Annotated in this window: 16 protein-coding genes; 5 read left to right on the forward strand and 11 right to left on the reverse strand. The window is 69.8% G+C overall.

What is annotated here, in order from left to right; translation table 11 throughout:
- Window positions 1–254: 254 nt before the first annotated feature.
- The 3 genes from ACO073_RS18730 to ACO073_RS18740 are packed head-to-tail and all read right to left on the reverse strand — an operon-like array spanning window position 255 to window position 3,193.
- On the reverse strand, window positions 255–1,724 hold the full coding sequence (locus tag ACO073_RS18730) for a DUF2252 domain-containing protein (RefSeq protein ID WP_421999234.1): 1,470 nt from the start codon (window positions 1,722–1,724) through the stop codon (window positions 255–257).
- A gap of 22 nt (window positions 1,725–1,746) precedes the next feature.
- On the reverse strand, window positions 1,747–2,865 hold the full coding sequence (locus tag ACO073_RS18735; RefSeq protein WP_421999235.1) for an HlyD family secretion protein: 1,119 nt from the start codon (window positions 2,863–2,865) through the stop codon (window positions 1,747–1,749).
- Between the two features lie 10 nt (window positions 2,866–2,875).
- Entirely contained in the window at window positions 2,876–3,193 is a 318-nt protein-coding gene (locus ACO073_RS18740) for a DUF3302 domain-containing protein (protein ID WP_421999237.1), read from the reverse strand.
- Between the two features lie 323 nt (window positions 3,194–3,516).
- On the opposite strand from ACO073_RS18740, the gene ACO073_RS18745 reads away from it, so the two are divergent.
- On the forward strand, window positions 3,517–6,753 hold the full coding sequence (locus ACO073_RS18745; protein WP_421999239.1) for a PAS domain S-box protein: 3,237 nt from the start codon (window positions 3,517–3,519) through the stop codon (window positions 6,751–6,753).
- A 21-nt stretch (window positions 6,754–6,774) separates the two neighbouring features.
- Here ACO073_RS18745 and ACO073_RS18750 read toward each other — a convergent pair whose 3' ends face one another.
- A complete protein-coding gene (locus ACO073_RS18750) occupies window positions 6,775–7,764 on the reverse strand; it encodes a lytic transglycosylase domain-containing protein (RefSeq protein ID WP_421999240.1) in 990 nt (329 codons plus the stop codon).
- Window positions 7,765–7,771: 7 nt separating this feature from the next.
- The gene (locus ACO073_RS18755; RefSeq protein WP_421999242.1) at window positions 7,772–8,416 is read right to left on the reverse strand and encodes a TetR/AcrR family transcriptional regulator; all 645 of its coding nucleotides are present in this window, start codon (window positions 8,414–8,416) and stop codon (window positions 7,772–7,774) included.
- A 100-nt stretch (window positions 8,417–8,516) separates the two neighbouring features.
- Here ACO073_RS18755 and ACO073_RS18760 point away from each other — a divergent pair, with 100 nt between their 5' ends.
- Both ACO073_RS18760 and ACO073_RS18765 read left to right on the forward strand, forming a co-directional pair.
- On the forward strand, window positions 8,517–9,047 hold the full coding sequence (locus ACO073_RS18760; RefSeq protein WP_421999244.1) for a DinB family protein: 531 nt from the start codon (window positions 8,517–8,519) through the stop codon (window positions 9,045–9,047).
- Window positions 9,044–9,439: a cupin domain-containing protein gene (locus ACO073_RS18765; RefSeq protein WP_421999246.1), complete on the forward strand. Its 396-nt coding sequence runs from the start codon at window positions 9,044–9,046 to the stop codon at window positions 9,437–9,439. Before ACO073_RS18760 ends, ACO073_RS18765 begins: the two co-directional genes overlap by 4 nt.
- 7 nt (window positions 9,440–9,446) lie before the next feature.
- On the opposite strand, the gene ACO073_RS18770 is transcribed toward ACO073_RS18765, so the two are convergent.
- Window positions 9,447–9,938: a CBS domain-containing protein gene (locus ACO073_RS18770; RefSeq protein ID WP_421999247.1), complete on the reverse strand. Its 492-nt coding sequence runs from the start codon at window positions 9,936–9,938 to the stop codon at window positions 9,447–9,449.
- A gap of 167 nt (window positions 9,939–10,105) precedes the next feature.
- Here ACO073_RS18770 and ACO073_RS18775 point away from each other — a divergent pair, with 167 nt between their 5' ends.
- The gene (locus ACO073_RS18775) at window positions 10,106–10,729 is read left to right on the forward strand and encodes a hypothetical protein (RefSeq protein ID WP_421999249.1); all 624 of its coding nucleotides are present in this window, start codon (window positions 10,106–10,108) and stop codon (window positions 10,727–10,729) included.
- Window positions 10,730–10,862: 133 nt separating this feature from the next.
- A complete protein-coding gene (locus ACO073_RS18780; protein WP_421999251.1) occupies window positions 10,863–12,563 on the forward strand; it encodes an HAD-IIB family hydrolase in 1,701 nt (566 codons plus the stop codon).
- A 33-nt stretch (window positions 12,564–12,596) separates the two neighbouring features.
- Here the strand turns inward: ACO073_RS18780 and ACO073_RS18785 are convergent, their stop codons facing one another.
- The 5 genes from ACO073_RS18785 to ACO073_RS18805 all read right to left on the reverse strand — a co-directional run bounded on the left by ACO073_RS18785 (window position 12,597) and on the right by ACO073_RS18805 (window position 18,041).
- On the reverse strand, window positions 12,597–13,094 hold the full coding sequence (locus ACO073_RS18785; RefSeq protein ID WP_421999252.1) for a host attachment protein: 498 nt from the start codon (window positions 13,092–13,094) through the stop codon (window positions 12,597–12,599).
- On the reverse strand, window positions 13,091–13,276 hold the full coding sequence (locus ACO073_RS18790; RefSeq protein WP_421999253.1) for a hypothetical protein: 186 nt from the start codon (window positions 13,274–13,276) through the stop codon (window positions 13,091–13,093). The genes ACO073_RS18785 and ACO073_RS18790 overlap by 4 nt, the downstream gene beginning before the upstream one ends.
- 65 nt (window positions 13,277–13,341) lie before the next feature.
- Window positions 13,342–13,803 carry a PPC domain-containing DNA-binding protein gene (locus ACO073_RS18795; RefSeq protein WP_421999255.1) on the reverse strand — a complete coding sequence of 154 codons (462 nt, stop codon included), beginning with the start codon at window positions 13,801–13,803 and terminating at the stop codon, window positions 13,342–13,344.
- Window positions 13,804–13,871: 68 nt separating this feature from the next.
- On the reverse strand, window positions 13,872–15,494 hold the full coding sequence (locus ACO073_RS18800; RefSeq protein ID WP_421999256.1) for an amidase family protein: 1,623 nt from the start codon (window positions 15,492–15,494) through the stop codon (window positions 13,872–13,874).
- A 126-nt stretch (window positions 15,495–15,620) separates the two neighbouring features.
- Window positions 15,621–18,041 (reverse strand): TonB-dependent siderophore receptor, encoded by a 2,421-nt coding sequence (locus ACO073_RS18805; RefSeq protein ID WP_421999258.1) that lies wholly within the window; start codon window positions 18,039–18,041, stop codon window positions 15,621–15,623.
- Window positions 18,042–18,154: the final 113 nt, after the last annotated feature.

Genomic DNA, 18,154 nt, shown 5'->3' on the forward strand with positions numbered 1-18,154 from the left:
GCTTCGGACGCCGTTGCCGCACGCGCCGCACGATCGCAATCGGCGGCGCATCCTGGGTCGATTGTCATGATTCCCCTTTCCGGGGTCCTCCGCCGCCCGGGCGACGAGCCCACACGGCGAATGCGCCGCAGATGCGGCCAGAGACACCCGACATGGGGATCGAAGGGGAGAAATGAAAGGCGAGGTGGCCGCTTCCCGCGGGAAATTGCCGGCAAGCGGTGAGGCTACCGGTCCGTCGGGTTAGGCCGATCCGCCTACTTGACCACCTCGGACGTGGCGACCCGGATGCGGCCGGCGCGCCGTGCCTTGTCGAGCGCCTCGTAGTCCTGGCCGGTCTGGCGGTCGTAGGCCACGGCGAACCGCGCAATCGCCTCGTCGAGTTCCTCGCTCTTGCCGCAGTAGCCGGCGATCAGGGCGGCATCGCCCGACTTGGCGTGGGCGAGCGCCAGCGCCCAGCCGCACAGCGCCCAGTACTCGGCCAGCGACGACAGGGTCTCGCGCTCGCCCTCGAGGAACTTCACGCCGCCCTTGAGATCGGCGAGCTGGCGCACGTAGAAGTCAACCGCTCGCACCGTCCCGCCGGTCGTATTGCCCCATCCCAGGAAGATGTCCGGCGAGCCCTGGATCAGGCGCTGGCCAACGACGACCCGCCGGCCCTGGTTGTCGTAGGGCAGCGAATCCGCGACGTGCGGCGCCAGCACCGACGGCGGGGCCTCCTTGACCTGCAGGAACAGCGGATCGTCGCCGTCGAGGCCCATCATCAGCACGATCCAACATTCCGTGCCGACGCTGCCCACGCCGACCACCTTGCGGGCCACGTCGACGATGCGGTAGCGCGACAGGAGCTGGCGCCGGTCGTAGGCCAGCGAATCGATATAGGATCTCAGCACCGTGTTGATCGCGACGCCGATCGGCACCTTCTCCTCGGTGTGGGTCTCGCGCACGATGAGCGGCAGCTCCTCGATGATGCGGTGCTCTCCCTGCGTTTCCTCGGTCAGCCGGTCGAGCATGCGCATGTGGCCCTTCTCCCTGGCCTTGTCCATGACGCGCTCGGCGCGGCGGCGCACCTTGGGCGACATCGCCGCCAGCACCGCCTTCTCGTCGATGCGCTCGTACCAGACGCTCAGGTAGCCGGCCTCGGCATAGCGGCGGATATGCTTGCGGTACGCCGCCGTGATCGTGCGCGCCGCATCCAGAGCAGCATCCCGGTCGCCGCCCACGAAGCGGGCGGCCACGGCGGCACTCGCGGCCAGCCGCTTCAGGTCCCATTCCCAGGGTCCGGCATGCGTCTCGTCGAAGTCGTTGATGGCGAAGACCAGATTGCGCTCGGCCGACCCGAACAGGCCGAAGTTGGCGACATGCATGTCGCCGCACGCCTGGACGCGGATGCCGGTCGCTGCCGTGGGCGCGAGATCGGCAGCCATCACGGCGGCCGAGCCGCGCAGGAAGGCGAAGGGCGACGCCAGCATGCGCGCGAAGCGCACCGGCACCAGCTTGGCGACACGCGTCCGATTCTGCGCTTCGAGGATGTCGACCGGATCGGCCCTGTCGGCCGCCGGCCGATAGCGCGCGTGATCGGCGCGCGGCACGCGCTGCCGCAACGCCTTGCCGGCCTCGAGCCGTTCCTTCAGCGACGGGCGCTGGCCGATGAAGTCCAGCAGCGTGGCGATGTCGCGGCCGGCGGCCTCGGCCTCGACAACGCGGGGATCGACGATCTCGTCCAACTTTGCCTCCTCGTGCCGATCCTTACAGCACGTAATTCAGCCAGCTCTTCTGGCGCAGCAGGATGCGGCGGATGGCGGCGAACGGCCGCCAGTGGTCGCTGTAGAGGGCGACCTGGGCCACCGAGCCCGGCGGCAGGCTGCGGTCGGCCGGCATGTCCTTGAGCTCCAGTGAGACCGTGAGACGTCCCTCGGATCGGCTGCGGTCCTCGGGATTGATCAATGCCCCGGTGCTTTGCAGCTGGCCCGTCGAGATGGCGTCGTTGATCGCCTTGACCCGGCCCGCAAGGACTCGTCCCGGAAGGGCGTCGAAGGCTGCCTCGATCTCGCCGTCGACCCGGATACGCGCCGTCGCGGTCTGGGGAAAGGAGGCCGCGAACACGACGTCGTGACTGTGGATGAAGACCATGGTCGGCGTCGCCGGCGACACCGTCATGCCGGGCCGCAGCAGCATCTGGGTGACATAGCCGTCGGTCGGCACCGTCACTGTTGTCTGCCCGAGATTGTACTCGGCGGCCAGAAGCTCGGCCTGCAGCCGGGCGACGGCCGTGTTGACGCCGTCGATCTCCGCCGACGACGCGAGCCGCGCCCGTTCCGCCGCCGCGCGCGCGCCGGCCAGCGCCCGCTGCGAGGCTTCGAGGTTGCGCACGGCTGTGTCGACGGTCGCCTGGGCGACGACGTTGCGGTTCAGGAGCTCGACCTGCCGGTCGTGCGTCTGCTGCGCCAGCTCGGCCTGGGCCTGGGCGCGCTCGGCGGCGGCCGATGCCTGGTCGCGGGTCGCCCTGAGCTGGGCCACGTTCTGCTCGGCCTCGGCCAGGGCCGCCCGCTTCTGGTCGACGATGTACCGATAGGGCCGCGGGTCGATGCGGAACAGGACGTCGCCCCTCTTCAGCGGCTGGTTGGGCTCGGCGACGACCTCGACGACCTGATCGATGACCGTGGGCGCGATCGACGTCGTGTAGAAGAAGATCCGGCCGTCGGTGGTGAAGGGATGGTTGTAGTTCATACCGGCCAGCAGCCCGCTGACGACGACGGCCTCGCCGATCACCGCGGTCGTCACCGTCCACTGGTTGACGGGAGCGCGCAGCAGCCTGAAGGCCACCACGCAGAGGGCCGAATACCCAAGCAGGAGCAGCAGGGCCATGGGGCGAAGCCTACCGCCGGGCTCCCTGTTCGAGGGCGGCGACCCTGCGGTCGAGCGCTTCGAGGGCCGACAGGTCTTCGCCTCCCTCTTCGCCGGCGAAGCCCCAGCCGCGATCGGGCCGATAGGCCATGGCCCAGATCCACAAGAAGGGCCAGAGGACACCGAGCGTGAAGAGGCTGACCCACGTTGCTGCGCCGATCGCGTCGGCGTGCGGATGATGGCGGGCGCGGGCAATCTGGTGCGGGATGCCATAGACGGCGACGACGCCGTAGACGACCAGACAAACAACCACAATCAAAATGGCCAATGCCACATAGTCGAGCACCATGACGGCGCCTCCTCACTCCGGCGGGCGCGATATGGCATCAGCTTCCTGCCGGAACAAGGGAACCCTATCACAATGGCCGCAGGTCGACGAGTGTTCCGCCTCCCGCCCGGGAACGGAATTCCGGGAAAGGCGTTAATTCCAACGGCTCAAACCCGAGCCTGCGCAACGGGGGATGCGTGACGAAGGACATTCCGGCCGCCGCGCCCGCGGCATTCCTGGCGGGCCAAGGCGAAATGCCCCGGTTGATAGCGGCCCACGACTGGTCGGATACCCTGGGTCCGGTCGAGAACTGGCCGGCAAGCCTCCGGACAACCCTCGGTCTGATGCTGCATTCGCCGGTCCCCATGGTCCTGCTATGGGGGCCGCCCGGCATCATGCTCTACAACGACGCCTACGCCGCGTTCGCCGGCAACCGGCACCCCGGCATCCTGGGCGTGCCCGTGCTGGACGCCTGGCCGGAAGCCGCCGAGCTGAACCGCAGGGTGATGGCGGTCGGCATGTCCGGCGGCCGGCTCGAATACAAGGACCACGAGCTGGTCCTCGACCGGCGCGGCACCCCCGAACCTGGCTGGATGGACCTCTTCTACTCGCCCGTGATCGCCGAGGACGGCCGGCCGGGCGGGGTGATCGCCGTGGTCATCGAGACGACCGAACGCGTGCTGGCACGCCGCGATGCGGCCGCCCAGGGCCAGCGCCTGGCCCAGATGTTCCGCGACGCGCCGTCGTTCATGGCCCGGCTCGACGGCCCCGATCACGTGTTCGCGTTCACCAATATCGCCTACCAGCAGCTGATCGCGCACCGCGACGTCATCGGCAAGCCGATCCGCGAGGCGTTGCCCGAGCTCGCGGGCCAGGGCTTCTTCGAACTGCTCGATCGCGTATTTCTCACTGGCGAGGGCTTCGTCGGCCGCGCGTCGCCGGTCACCCTGCAGAGGAAGCGCGGCGCGGCGCCCGAACAGCGCCTGCTCGATTTCATCTATCAGCCAGTACGCGACGGAGTGGGCGCCGTCGTCGGCATCTTCGTCGAGGGCACCGACGTCACCGAGCGCGAGCGCGCCTCCGCGGCGGTGCGCGAGAATGCCCGACGGCTGGCCTTCCTCGACCGGCTGGGCACCGCGACGGCCAACAGCCACGACGCGGACGAGATCCTGGCGATCACGACCCGGCTCACCGGCGAGCATCTCGACGTCTCCATCTGCGCCTACGCCGACATGGACGCCGACCAGGACGGCTTCACGATCCGCGGCGACTGGTGCGCGCCGGGTTCGACCAGCATCGTCGGCCATCACAGGCTGGTCGGCTTAGGGGCAACGGCAGTGGGCGAGCTGCGCGCCGGCCGGCCGCTGGTCCTCGCCGACAGCCGGCGCGAGCTGCCGCCCGAGGCCGCGGCCACTTTCGAGGCGCTCGGCATCGCCGCCACGATCTGCATGCCGCTGGTCAAGGAGGGCCGGCTGACCGCCCTGATGGCCGTCCATCACAAGGAGCCGCATGCCTGGACGATGGACGAACGCGCCACGATGCGGGAGGTCACCGAGCGGTCGTGGGCCCACATCGAGCGCGTTCGCGACGAGGCCGCCCGCCACGAAAGCGCCGAGCGCCTTCGCCTGGCCACCGCCGCCGCCCAGATCGGAACCTTCGACTACGACCTGGTCGACGGCATGCTGCGCTGGGACGATCGCTGCCGTGCGCTGTTTGGCCTGCCACCGGATGCGCCCGTCGACTACGATGTCTTTCTCGCGGGTCTGCATCCCGAGGATCGGGAGAGCACCGACAGGGCCGTGCAGCGCGCGCTCGACCCGGCCATCCGCGCGCCCTACGAGATCGAGTACCGCACGCTCGGCCTGCAGGACGGCATCGAGCGCTGGATCGCCGCGGCAGGTCATGTCTTCTTCGCCGGCGCCGCGGCCGTGCGCTTCGTCGGCACCGTGTTCGACATCTCGGCGCAGAAGCGCTCGGAGGAGCGGCTGCGCGCCAGCGAGGCCCTCTTCCGCACCATGGCCCAGGCCATGCCGAACCACGTCTGGACCGCTCCGCCCGACGGCAAGCTCGACTGGTTCAACGACCAGGTCTACGCCTACAGCGGCGCCGCCGCCGGCTCGCTCGAAGATCGGGGCTGGACCGCGATGGTTCATCCCGACGACCTGCCCGAGACGACGGCCCGCTGGGAGCGTGCGCTGGCGACCGGGGAGACCTACCAGACGCAGTTCCGGCTGCGCCGGCACGACGGCGCCTGGCGCTGGCACATCGCTCGCGCCGTCGCCATGAAGGGTCCTGACGGCACGGTGACGCGCTGGATCGGCACCAACACCGACATCCAGGACCAGCAGGAGGTGTCGGCGGCGCTGGTCGACATCAACGCCGTCCTGGAGCAGCGCGTCGAGGAGCGCACGGTGCAGCTCCAGGTCGCCGAGGAGGCGCTGCGCCAGGCGCAGAAGATGGAGGCGGTCGGTCAGCTCACCGGCGGGCTGGCGCACGACTTCAACAACATCCTCCAGGGCATTACCGGCGCGCTCGAACGCGTGCAGCATCGCATCGCCATGGGACGGCCGGAGGAAGCCGACCGCTTCCTCAAGGCCGCGCTCGACTCGGCCAACCGCGCCGCCGCCCTGACCCACCGGCTGCTGGCCTTCTCGCGGCGCCAGACGCTCGATCCCCGGCCGCTCGACGCCAACCGGCTGATCGCGGGCATGGAGGAGCTGGTGCAGCGCACCATGGGGCCGGACATCGCCGTCGAGGTGGTGGGCGCGGCCGGCCTGTGGACAGTGCGGGCCGACGGCTCGCAGCTCGAGAGCGCCCTGCTCAACCTCTGCATCAACGCCCGCGACGCCATGCCCGACGGCGGCAAGCTCACCATCGAGACCGCCAATAAATGGCTCGACGACCGCACGGCCCGCGAGCGCGACCTGCCGCCGGGCCAGTACGTGTCGCTCTGTGTCACCGACACCGGCACGGGCATGACGCCGGACGTGATCGAGCGCGCCTTCGACCCGTTCTTCACCACCAAGCCGCTGGGGCGCGGTACCGGCCTCGGCCTGTCCATGATCTACGGCTTCGTGCGCCAGTCGGGCGGCCAGGTGCGCGTCTATTCCGAGGTCGGCAAGGGCACCACCATGTGCCTCTACTTCCCGCGCTGGATGGGCGACGCGGAATCCGACATCGCCGATGGCGAGGAGCCGGTCGAACGCGGGTTCGGCGAGACGGTGCTCGTGGTCGACGACGACCCCACGGTGCGCATGCTGATCGCCGAGGTCCTGGCGGAGAACCACTACCGCCTGCTCGAGGCCGGCGACGGTCCTGCCGCGCTGCGCATTCTCGAAAGCCGCCAGCGCATCGACCTGATGGTGACCGATGTCGGCCTGCCGGGCGGCCTCAACGGCCGCCAGCTCGCCGACGCCGCCCGCGTGCTGCGTCCCGATCTCAAGGTGCTCTTCATCACCGGCTACGCCGAGAACGCCGCCATCGCGAGCGGCCATCTCGACCCGGGCATGGCGATCCTCGCCAAGCCCTTCCCGATGGCGTCGCTGGCCAACAAGGTGCGGGAGATTCTCGAGGAGCGCTGAGCCGCGGCGCCGGCGCGCGTGTCAGCCGCGCGGATTGCGATAGACCACGCACGCGCCGCCGGCGGCACGCAGCCTGGCGCACAACGCGGCCGCAGCCTGGCGGCTCTGCTCGGAGACGCGCACGACGAAGCGCCGGCGCGCGTAGAGGACCAGCGGCAGGCGCTCGCCCAGCACGGCGTCGTAGCGGCGCCGCAGCCTCTCGTAGGTCGCCAGCACATGTCCCTCCGACCAGTGGCCGGCAAGCTGCACGCCCCATGGACCCCAGGCCGGATTCTCGGTGAGGGGCGGGCGGCGACGCGAACGCTCGATCATCGCCTTGGCGATGGCGACGCACTGCGTGCCGGAGGGCTCGGCGGCGCCGGACGCGGCGGCCGCGAGTTGCGGCGGCGTGGGCGAGGCCCAGGCCTCGGCGCTGTGCCCGGTGACGATGAAGACGTAGGCCTGGGTCTCCGCCGGCAGGCGGCGGCGACCGGCCAGCCAGGCCTCGACCTGCCCCGGCCCGGCATTGTAGGCGGCGGCGGCGAGGCCAAGGCTGCCGCGGAAGGTCGTGCGCAGCTCGCCCAGGTAGCTGGCCGATTCCTGCAAGGCCTGCAGCGGCTCGAAGGCGTTGACCAGCCCGCGCAGCTTGGCGGTCTGCGGCATGAACTGGGCGATGCCCTGGGCGCCGGCGGGGCTCACCGCCTCCGGATCGAAGCGGCTCTCCTGCCAGATCAGGCGCGTGAAGAATTCCTCGGGCAGGCCATTGTCCGCCGCGGCCTGGCCGAGCGTGCGGCAGATCTTCTCGACCGAGGGACTGGACTCCTCCTCCGGCGCTTCCGCGGCCGGTTCGGTCGTCGCGGCCTCTTCCGGCGCCTCGGCGTTGGGCTTCTGCACGGCCACAGCCGCGTCGGGCCCATCGGCCTCGACGGCAGGACGGACCGGCGGAACCGGCGGCTCGGCGTGCGCCACCGCCACGAACGCCAGCACCACGGCCGCCAGCCACGTTCCTCTCGCCGGGAGCCACTGACGCACGGCTCGCCTACGCAGCCTGCCGGCCGCCGGCCGGCTGCAGGTAGCCCACGATCAGCCGCGTCACCTCGTCGACGAAGCGATTGCGATCGCGCTCCCGCGCCTCGGGCTGGCGGATCACGAATTCATGGGTCAGCGCCTCGACGGTCGTGACGCAGATGGAGGTCGCGGTGTCGAGGTCGGCGACCGCGATCTCGCCCCGGCGCTCCGTCAGGTAAGCGCGAACCAGTAGAAAGGTCTCGTGCTGCAGCGCCTCGATGTTGGCGAGCTGGCCCATGCGCGGGACCTGCTCGGCGAAAACGCGGTGCAGGGGCGAGTCGACCAGATGGGCGTCCAGCGTCGCCCGCGTCAGCTCGCGCATCGCCGTTCCGAGGTCGCGCGAGGCGACTTCCGCCAGCGCGGCGCGCACGAGCTCCAGCATCTCGCGATTGTGGCGGGCGACCAGAGCCGCGACCAGCGCCTCCTTGTTGGGGAAATACTGGTAGAGCGAGCCGACGCTGACGCCGGCCCTGGCGGCGATGCGGTTGGTGCTGGCGCGATCGTAGCCGTCGCGCACCAGAACGCGAGCGGTCGCGTCGAGCAGGGTCTCCACCGTGGCGCGCGAACGCTGCTGGGAGGCCGATTTGCGCGGGATCGTCGGGATCTTGCGGGCCATGCTAGGATCGTCCGCCAATGCGAGTAGACAATGTGAGTCATAGCTCGCAAATTCATCGTCGGCAACGCCGCTGTCCCATCCCATCGGAAAAGGCCCCGCGATGTTCACCACCCTTGCCTATCGCACCCTGATGCACCAGAAGCGCTGGGCGACGAATGGCCTCAACGCCGTTCTCGCCGACGCCGAGGACGGTCTGCCCGACGACGATCGCGTCGTCGTCCGGCGCCTGCTCGATCATGTGCAGACAGTCGACGATATCTTCAGCCATACGCTGGAAGGCCAACCGCACGGGCACCGCGCGCCGCGTTCGAGCGAGCTTCCCTCCCTCGAGACACTGGCGCGGCAGGCGCGCACCACCGCCGACTGGTACGTCGCCTACGCCGACACGCTCGATCCCGACAGGGTCGACGAGACGATCGCCTTCACCTTCACTAGTGGCGAGCCGGCGCGGATGACGCGCGGCGAGATCCTGCTGCACGTGGCAACCCATGCGGCGGGCCATCGCGGCCAGGTGGCGTTGCTGCTGCAGAAGAACGGCATGCAGCCGTGGCCCGACCGTCTCACCGATTTCCTCGCCGCCGCGCCGGCACGGTCGCCGCAGGAAGCACCCGGCGCGCAGGGCACGCCATGACCGTTCCCCTTTCGCTCGCGCGCTTCCCGCTTCATCTCGGCCTCGGCGCAAGCGCCCTGCCCCAGCCGGAATTCACCGGGATGGAATGGTACGAGGCGTATGGGCAGCGCACGGCCGCCGACGGTGCCGAAGGCCGGCTCGTATCGCTCTACACCTTCACCGAAAGTTGGACGAGCTGGGAGCGCCATCCCGCCGGCGCCGAGGCGGTGATCTGCACCGCCGGCGAGATCACCCTGATCCAGGAAATGCCCGATGGCCTGCAACGCGTCACCCTGCGGCCCGGCGAGTACGCGATCAACCCGGCCGGCGTCTGGCACACGGCTGATGTCACGGGCTCGGCTTCGGCCCTGTTCATCACGGCCGGCCAAGGGACCGAGAACCGGGCGCGATGAGCCGGAGTCAGCGCCGGCGGGGCTCGCTCGCCTCGCCGTAGGCCGGCCACGGCGCGGAGTCGCCGCTCTGCCCCTCGTCGTGGCGGAGGGCGGATCGGTCGGGCTCGGCCGGCGAGGAGATCGAGCTCAGCGTTTCGCCCGCGCCGCGCACCCGGTCTGCCGCGAGGTCGCCCAGGGCGACGATGCCGACCAGGTTCCTGTCCGAGTCGACCACGGGCAGCCGGCGGATCTGGCGCCGCGCCATCTCCCCCTCGACCTCGTCGACGGCATCGTCCTCGAGACACCAGCGCACGTCCTCGCTCATGACTGCCCGCACCAGCGTGGTGTCCGGACGCATCCCGTCGGCCGTCGCCCGCACCGTGATGTCGCGATCCGTCACCATGCCGACCAGCCGCCGCCCGTCGCAGACCGGCAGCGAGCCGACGTTGAGGTCGTCCATGAGCCGCGCCGCCTGTCTCACCGTTGCGTCGGGCCGCACGGTGACGACGTCCCGCGTCATGATCTCTCCTGCTCGCATCACCCTCTCCCTGCTGCGGTCGAATTCCGATCCGGGAGACAATGCGTCGCGACCGCTCCCGGTTGCCGAAATGCCCGTCGCCCGTCTTGACCTGCATCAAGGCAGGCACCATCTGCGGCTCTAGGGTGGTTGCCCGACGCTCAGCCCCCATGACCCCCTTCAGAACGCCCCGCCTCCGCCGCTTCCTGCCCCGCCTGCTGCTGGCAGCCGCGCTGGCCGTCGGCCTCGCCGGGACGGCGCTCAGCGCCGACCCTCCCGGATGGACCGTCGAGCCGGACGTCGATCCGCCGAGCTATGCTACGGTCCAGCCCCTCGCCACGGCCCTGAACATCGACAGCGTCGTGCTGGCCTGCGAGGCGATGGCCGGCGTCCGGGTCCTGCAGTTGCAGCTGTACCTGACCGACGACGGACCGCTGCGGCCGATCGACCCGATGCGACGACTCGAGGACGATCCCCGGGCCGTTCTCGTGATCGACGGCGCGACGTTTCCCGCATCCCTTCTGTTCAGCGAGGACCATGTCGTCGTGGCCGATTCCCGGGAGGGTTTCGTCCCCAGACTGTCGGAGGCGCTGCTCGACGCCCTGCAGGCCGGCTCCCGGATGACGCTCCGCGTTCCCCTGCTCGACGGGCGGACCGGCACTCGCCGGGCCTCAGATGGCGACACCGTCGTCGACCTGCAGGCCGGAGGCGGGCACGATGCGGTGGCGGCACTCCGCCGTTGCACCCGACCGGGCAGCGATCGGCGAGAGCCGACGCCGGTTGCCAGCCTCTGAGGCGCGGCGGCGCACGCGATCCGCGAGGCGCCGCGTGCGGATCGGCTGTCCGGCCTGTCCCTGCGGCAGCAGAGGCGCCCAGTGATCCGATGGTGCAACCCACGGGACATTCCAGGACACGAGGGCTTCCGCGATGTTCTTCCGGGCTCTGGCGACGGACTACGACGGCACCATCGCCCATCATGGCGCGGTGGACGAGGAGACGTGCCAGGCGCTCCAGCGCCTGAGGCAATCGGGCCGACGCCTCGTCCTCGTCACCGGGCGCGAGCTCGCCGACCTCAAGCACGTGTCGCCGCAGCTCGGCCTGTTCGACCGGGTCGTCGCCGAGAACGGTGCGGTGCTCTACCGGCCGGACCGTGACGAGACGACCTTGCTCGCGCCGGCGCCGCCGCCGGCCTTCGTCGCCCGGCTGCTCGCCCGCAAGGTGGAACCGCTCTCGATCGGACACTGCATCGTGGCTACTTGGGAACCCCATCAGGCCGCGGTGCTCGAGACCATCCACGAGCTGGGGCTCGAGCTCAAGATCGTCTTCAACAAGGGCGCCGTGATGGTGCTTCCTCCCGACGTCACCAAGGCGAGGGGACTCGAGGCGGCCCTTGCCGACCTGAACATCTCTCCGCGCAACGTCATCGGGGTCGGAGATGCCGAGAACGACCATGCCCTCTTCCAGGCCTGCGGATGCGCCGCCGCCGTCGCCAACGCGCTGCCGCCGGTCAAGGAGGCGGCGGACATCAGGCTTCGCGGCGAACACGGCAGCGGCGTTGCCGAGCTCATCTCGCGGATCGTCGATGACGACGAGCGCCTGATGCCCGTGGCGAAGCTCGGCCTGCCCTTCGGGACCGACACCCACGGCAACGACGTTCCGTTGATGCCCGACCGGAACGTCCTGGTGATCGGCCGTTCGGGTTGCGGCAAGTCGAGGTTCGCCAGGATGCTGACCGAGAAGATGGTGGAACGGCGGTTCTCCTTCTGCGTCATCGATCCGGAAGGCGACTATCATGGCCTCGAACATTCGGTTTCGATCGCAGAACCGGCCGCCCAGCCGCACTGGGAGGAAGCGGCGGCCCTGCTGCGGCAGGCCGCTGCTAACGTCGTCGTCAACACCGTGGCGCTCGACGCGGCCGGCCGCCGGCGGCTGGTCGGTGACCTCCTGAAGCCGATCTCCGACCTGCATGCGAAAAGCGGGCGGCCTCACTGGGTCGTCTTCGACGAGGCCCACCAGACCTTCCCCGCCGGCCACGACACTCCGCTGGAGCTGCCGCAGGCCTTTCCCGCGTCGCTCTTCCTCACCGTCTCGCCCGAGAACCTCTGCGACGACATCCTGGGACGGATCGACGCCGTGATCGCCTTCGACGGCGCCGCGGTCGACCGACTGGGTCGCCTCGGCAAGGTCCCCGGTTTCCGGCCCACGCCGCCCGTCCGGCCCCTGGGGAGCAACGAGGTATTCGCGTGGTTCCGCGACGACGATTCGGGCCTGCGGACGGTCAGGATCGAAGGTCCCCGGCAGGTTCACCGACGCCACACCGGAAAGTACGCCGTAGGCGACGTCGGCGAGGAGCACAGCTTCCATTTCCGCTCCCCGGCCAACCTGGCCATGGGGCGCGCCCGCAATGCCTGCGAGTTCGTTCATCTCGCCCGACAGCTCGACGATGCGACCTGGGAGCACCATCTGCGGCGCAGCGACTACTCCGCGTGGTTTCGCGACGTCATCCGCGACGAGGAACTGGCCCAGGAGACGCGCAAGGTCGAGGACGACCGGAGCCTGTCTCCAGACGACAGCCGCAGCCGGATCGCCGACCTGGTCCTCTCCCGCTACGCGGCCCCGGAGTCCTGAAGCCGCGCCCCGGGCATCCCGGCGACGGCGGCGTCACAGCGGCAGCGAGCCCAGCGTCTCGGCCAGGGCACGCTGACGCTCGACCGGCGGGACCGTGGTGAGATCCTTGGCCACCTCGCAGGCCACCGCCTCGCTGACGCGGGGCGACAGCAACGAGCGCAACTCGCCCAACGTGCGAGGCGGAGCGACAAGGACCAGACGCTCGAACGCACCGTCGGCGCGATCGGAGTCGAGGACGTCGGCAAGACGCCGCACGAAGGCGTGCTTCTGCATCTTTTGAACATCATGCGGCGGCTCGAAAGCGTGGCGCGCCGCGCTCCCGGCGGACCTGAAGCCCCGGCCCGGCTTGTCCGTGACAATGTCGCGCGCCGGACGACGGGCCTCGGCCGCCGTCATGTCGCCCCGTTCCGCTGCGACAAGCCGGCTGCCTTCCCCGAACTCCAGGAAGGACGCCCGCGAACTGTCGGCGACGACGACGAGAGTACGCGGCCGTCGCTGGCCGGGAACCGGCCCCTCCTTCGGCAACGTCAAATTTCACCTCCCATCAAGAGCACCCCGACCAGCAAGGCGACGACGATTGCCGCCCCGCCGAGCGACGGCCACGGATAACGGGCGAAAAAGCGGCCACGACGCCGGGGCACAGCGATCCGCGGCGCCTGAAGGGGCGGAACCTCGCGTGTCCCCGCGGAGTCCGGCCGGTGAATGTCGGCCATGCCAAAATCCTCCCCGGCAACAGGTGTCTTCGATCCAATGCCGCGTACAGGCCAAGGGTTGCCGCTCAAGCCCTTCCGCCGGCCGTGGCATCCAGCCGGATCAATGCCAGACCGCTTTCCGGATCATGCCGCTTGCGCAGATGGGCCGGCGATTCCTCGAGCACCAGTTCCAGCGTCGGCCGCACGGTCGCTTCGAGCAGGTGGCCGGCCAGCGCGCTCGAATCGCGGCGTCCCAGCACGACATGGATGTGCACGGCGGGCTTGCCATCCGGCCCGAGGGCGACGTCGCCGACCAGCGAGGCGACCTCGACCTGCTCGGCGACGTGATGGCGCTGGTAGTCCTTCCGGTCCCAGTCGAAATAGCCCAGCGTCACCTCGCTAAAGGCGCCGATGGCCGTAAAGCGGGCCGCGGACAGGTCGTGCTCCTGCGCGAACTGCTTCAGCAGCGACAGGACCTCGTCGCCAGTCTCGAAGATCAGGGCGTAGGTCCTTTCGCCCTCGACCTGGTGCAACAATCTCGATTGCACGTTGCCTCCTGGGTATCAGTAGACAATGCGTGAGGGGCGGCATCGTTGCATCGCCGCCTCGTTCCCCTTTACGGGACAGCGAGGCCGGGCGGCGGTCGGCGGGCGCGCGAGGCCTGCTCGTAGGCGTAGGCGAACCGCAGCAGCGCCGGCTCGCTCCACGCGCGGCCCGTGAAGGTGAGACCGATCGGGAAATCCGGCGTCTCCCGTCCGTCGACGCCCGACATGAAACCGGCCGGGACCTGGACGCTGGGATAGCCCGCCTTGGCGGCGATCGATGCGCCCATCGCCCCGGGGAACACGACCGCGTCGAGCCGGTGGCGCTCCATGTAGGCATCGAGCCCCAGCGCCTTCGCAGCCCTGAGGTCCATGGCGCGCGCCGACCGGTACTCGGCCTCGCGGAGATCGCCGCGCGTCGCCTGGGCGGCGAGGAACAGGTCCTGGCCGAAACGCAGAGCGCGGCGGGCATGCGCCTCGTTGAAGGCGATGATGTCGGCCATCGCGCGGATGCGGGTGCCGGTCGCCCAGTCGCGCAGGTAGAGGTCGAGGTCGCGCCGGATCTCGTAGACGAACACGATGGGCGGCGTGGCCAGCGCGCCGCGGTTGCGACTGAGCGGATTGCGGTTCAGCACCGGCATGGTCGTGCCGGGCCCGCCGATCCAGCCGGCGGTCGGCAGGCTGGCCCGCACCAGCCGGGCACCGCAGTCCTGCAGCGCTTCCAGCGCGCGCTTCATGGTGCGCTGCGCGCGCGGCGGAAGCTTGCCGAAATAGACGTCGTTCAGCGGATCGTCGGGATCGCTCGGCACGCCGATCCGCGCGCCCTTCAGCCCCTGCCGGTCGAGACCGGCGGTGTAGTCCTTTGGCCGCTTCAGGCTCCGCGTCACCGGATCGAGCCGATCGCGTGCCGCCAGCACGTTCAGCAGCAGCGCCGAATCGCGCACCGTCCGTGTCAGCGGCCCCGCCGTGTCCTGGCTGTGGGCGATCGGCAGGATGCCGGCGCGGCTGATCAGGCCGACCGTGGGCTTCACCGTGACCAGGCCGTTCTGCGTCGCGGGGCTCAGCAGCGAGCCCGAGGTCTCGGTCCCGATCGCTGCGGCGCACAGACCGGCCGCAACGGCGACGGCGGAGCCCGAGCTCGACCCGCCGGGCGACACGAGCGGCGCGTCGCGATGGTCGCGCAGCGCCGGCGCCCAAGGGTTGCGGACCTGGCCGCCGAGCGAGCTGTACCCCGCCGGCATGTCGACCGCGAGGAAGTTGGCGAACTCCGTCAGGTTTGCCTTGCCGAGGATCACCGCCCCCGCCGCGCGCAGCCGCTTGACCAGCGACGCATCGTCCCGCGCGCCGGCGTCGGCCAGCGCCAGCGAGCCCGCCGTCGTGCGCTGCCGGTCGCCGGTCGCGATATTGTCCTTGAGCAGGATGGGAACGCCGGCCAGCGGCTGGCGCGGCGAGGGCCGCGTCCCGTCGAGCGCGGCGGCGATGGCGCCCGCATCGGGATTGATCGCGCGCACGGAATTCAGCTGCGGTCCCTTGCCGCCGCGGGCGACAGCACGGTCCAGCGTGGCGATGCGGGCGCGGTAGGCGCGGACCAGGCTGCTGGCCGTGACCCGGCCCTCGGACAGCGCCTGCACCACGTCGGCCAGCGAGGCGTCGGCAACGGCAAATCGCTCATCGGCACGGCCGGGAGGCCCATCCACCGATCGCCGCCGCCTTCTCCCCGTCGCCATGCCTGCCCCCTTCGCCGCTGCCCGCACCTTTTCGCATAGTTGGGGGACTCCGCGCCACGACGGTGCGGGCGATGCGAGGTGCCGCGCCAAGCTTCGTCAGAACTCCGTCGTCAGCGCAAGCCGGAAGGTGCGCGGCGCACCCAGCATGAGTGAGGTCGCTCCTCCGCCGCCGGCCCAATAGTTCGAATCGAGGACATTGTCGACGTTGAAGCGCACGACGATGGGACGGTCCGTCGGCTTGAAGTTGTCGACGGTGTAGCGAACGCCGACGTCGAAGCGGGTCCACTCGGGCAGCTGGCGCCGCGGCCAGGTCGTGTCGATGTACTGCGGTCCGGTATAGATGGCCCTTCCCAGCAGCGTGAGTCCGGGAACGCCGGCGACGTCGACCTCGCCGCCGAGGTTGAACTGGGCACCCGGCGAGAACGGCGCGATCCAGCCATCGGTCAGGCCGCCCTGCGTCTTGGTCAGCACGGCGCTCAACAGCATGACACCGCCCAGGACGCGAAAGCCTTCCGTGACCTCGCCGAAGAAGTTGAACTCGAGTCCCTGGTTGCGCTGCTCGCCGCCCAGGAACTGGGTGTTGGTGGCGACGTTCGTGAGGATGCTGGGCTGGCTGATCTGGAACAGGCTCATGGTGGTGGTCAGCCTGCCCCAGTCGATCTTCACGCCCGCCTCGTACTGGGTCGACTTGTAGGGCGGGAAGATCTCGCCGGCATTGGCGAAGGTGCTGGGCACGACGATGCCCTGCTGCAGCCCCTGGATGAAGTTCGCATAGAACGAGACATTGTCCCACCACGGCTTCACGACCAGGGCGACGGACGGCGTGAGCGCGCTCTGATTGTAGATGCTGGTCTGTGCGCCCGTCGTCGCGTTGAAGTTCTCCGCCTGGATCTGCTGCAGGCGGCCACCCAGGGTGAGCTGGACGCGCTTGTCCGCGGCCGACAGCGTGTCCGCGACCGCGAAGCTGGTCTGAAAGAGCGCCGCGACCTTGTTCGAGGCGGGCTGCACGAGGTTCGGCCGGGCGATGACGTTGGGTCCATAGATGTTGGTGGCGAAAGGCGTGCCGTTCACGGTGCCCAGACCGTTGATCCGCGAGAAGGTCATCGCGCTGAACGCGAACTGATGGTTGATCGGGCCGGTATCGGCCACGCCCCGCAGGCCGCCCTCGCCCGTGAAGAACGTCTGGTAGACGCTCTGATTGTAGGGGGTCGAGGTGGTGTTTCCGGTCTGGTTCAGGAAGGTGAGGCGCGCGCCGCCCGACAGCGCGGCCTGCCGGAAGTCGTGGGCACCGAACGACGCATAGGCCGTCACATTGTCCATGATATCGACTTCGCCGCGAACGACCCCGAACAGGTCCTTGCGCTCGCTGTAGTTCCACGGCTCGCCGAAATTGCCGTCGTTCTTCGGCGCCCAGGGCAACGGCACGCCGACGCCGACGCCGAGGTAGGGCAGAGCGCCGCTGACGTACTGATACTGGTAGCCGAGGTCTGCCGAGAGCCGCACACTGTCGCCGCGGAAGTCGAGGCCCGCGATCGCCAGCGCGCGCTGATCGGCCGTCCACTGCACGGGCGTCTGGCCGGCGCGGAAGACGCCGTTGAAGCGAACACCGAACTGCTTCTCGTCGCCGAAGCGGCGCGCTACATCGGCATGCGCCCCGAACTGGGAGTTGGACGTGTAGCCGGCCGTGAGCTGAGTCAACGGCTGGTCCGGGGCCCGCTTGGGAACGACATTGACCGTGCCGCCGATCGCCGTCAGCGGCGGCATGCCGTTCAGCATCGCACTCGGCCCCTTGAGAACCTCGATACGCTCGGCGAGTTCGGCCATGATCGAGAAGGTCGGCAGCATGCCGTAGAGGCCGCCATAGGCGAAGTTGGCAGCGGCCACTGGGAAGCCGCGGATGTAGACCGTATCGTCGGCGGCGCTGGCGTCCGGATACGCGATGCGCACCGACGGATCGTCGATCAGCGCGTCCCTCACCGTCTCTGCCTGCTGGTCCTGCGCCTTCTTGGCGGTGTAGCTCGTCTGGTTGAACGGCGTGTCCATCACGCCACGATTGCCCAGCAGGCCGAGCTGACCGCCGGTCGCCACCTGGCCACCGGCGTAGGGCGGCGGGATGTTGTCGATCATCGCCTGGGAGGGAACCGGGTTGCCCTGGACCTGCAGGGGATCGAGCTGGATGGCGCCGCTCGCTCCGGCACCCGCGCGCTCCAGCGTCACCACCGACCCGTTGATGCGGTAGGTCAGGCCCGTGCCCGCAAGCAGCGCCGCCAGCGCCTGCTCCCAGCGCATGCTGCCCTTGACCGGCGCGCTGCGCCGGTTCTGGGTCAGGGCCGCATCGACCGAGGCGGACAGGCCCGCCTGACGACCGAACTGGACCAGCGCCTCGGCAAGCGGCTGGCCGGGAATGTCGAACTCCCGCACGGAAGACTGCGCCTGGCCCGGCGTCGGCGATTGCGCCCGAGCACCGGACGCGAGACCGGCAATGCCGAGGACGGCCAGCGAGGCGAGGGACGCCACGAAAACGCTCTTCAACTCACCGATCGACAACTCTGCCTTCGCCATCGCGCCCTACTCTCCCCGGAGGCCCGATACGAACGCTTCTCAATCGCCTCCACCCAACAAACGCACGA

Source organism: Reyranella sp. (assembly GCF_965229815.1).
Lineage (GTDB): Bacteria > Pseudomonadota > Alphaproteobacteria > Reyranellales > Reyranellaceae > Reyranella.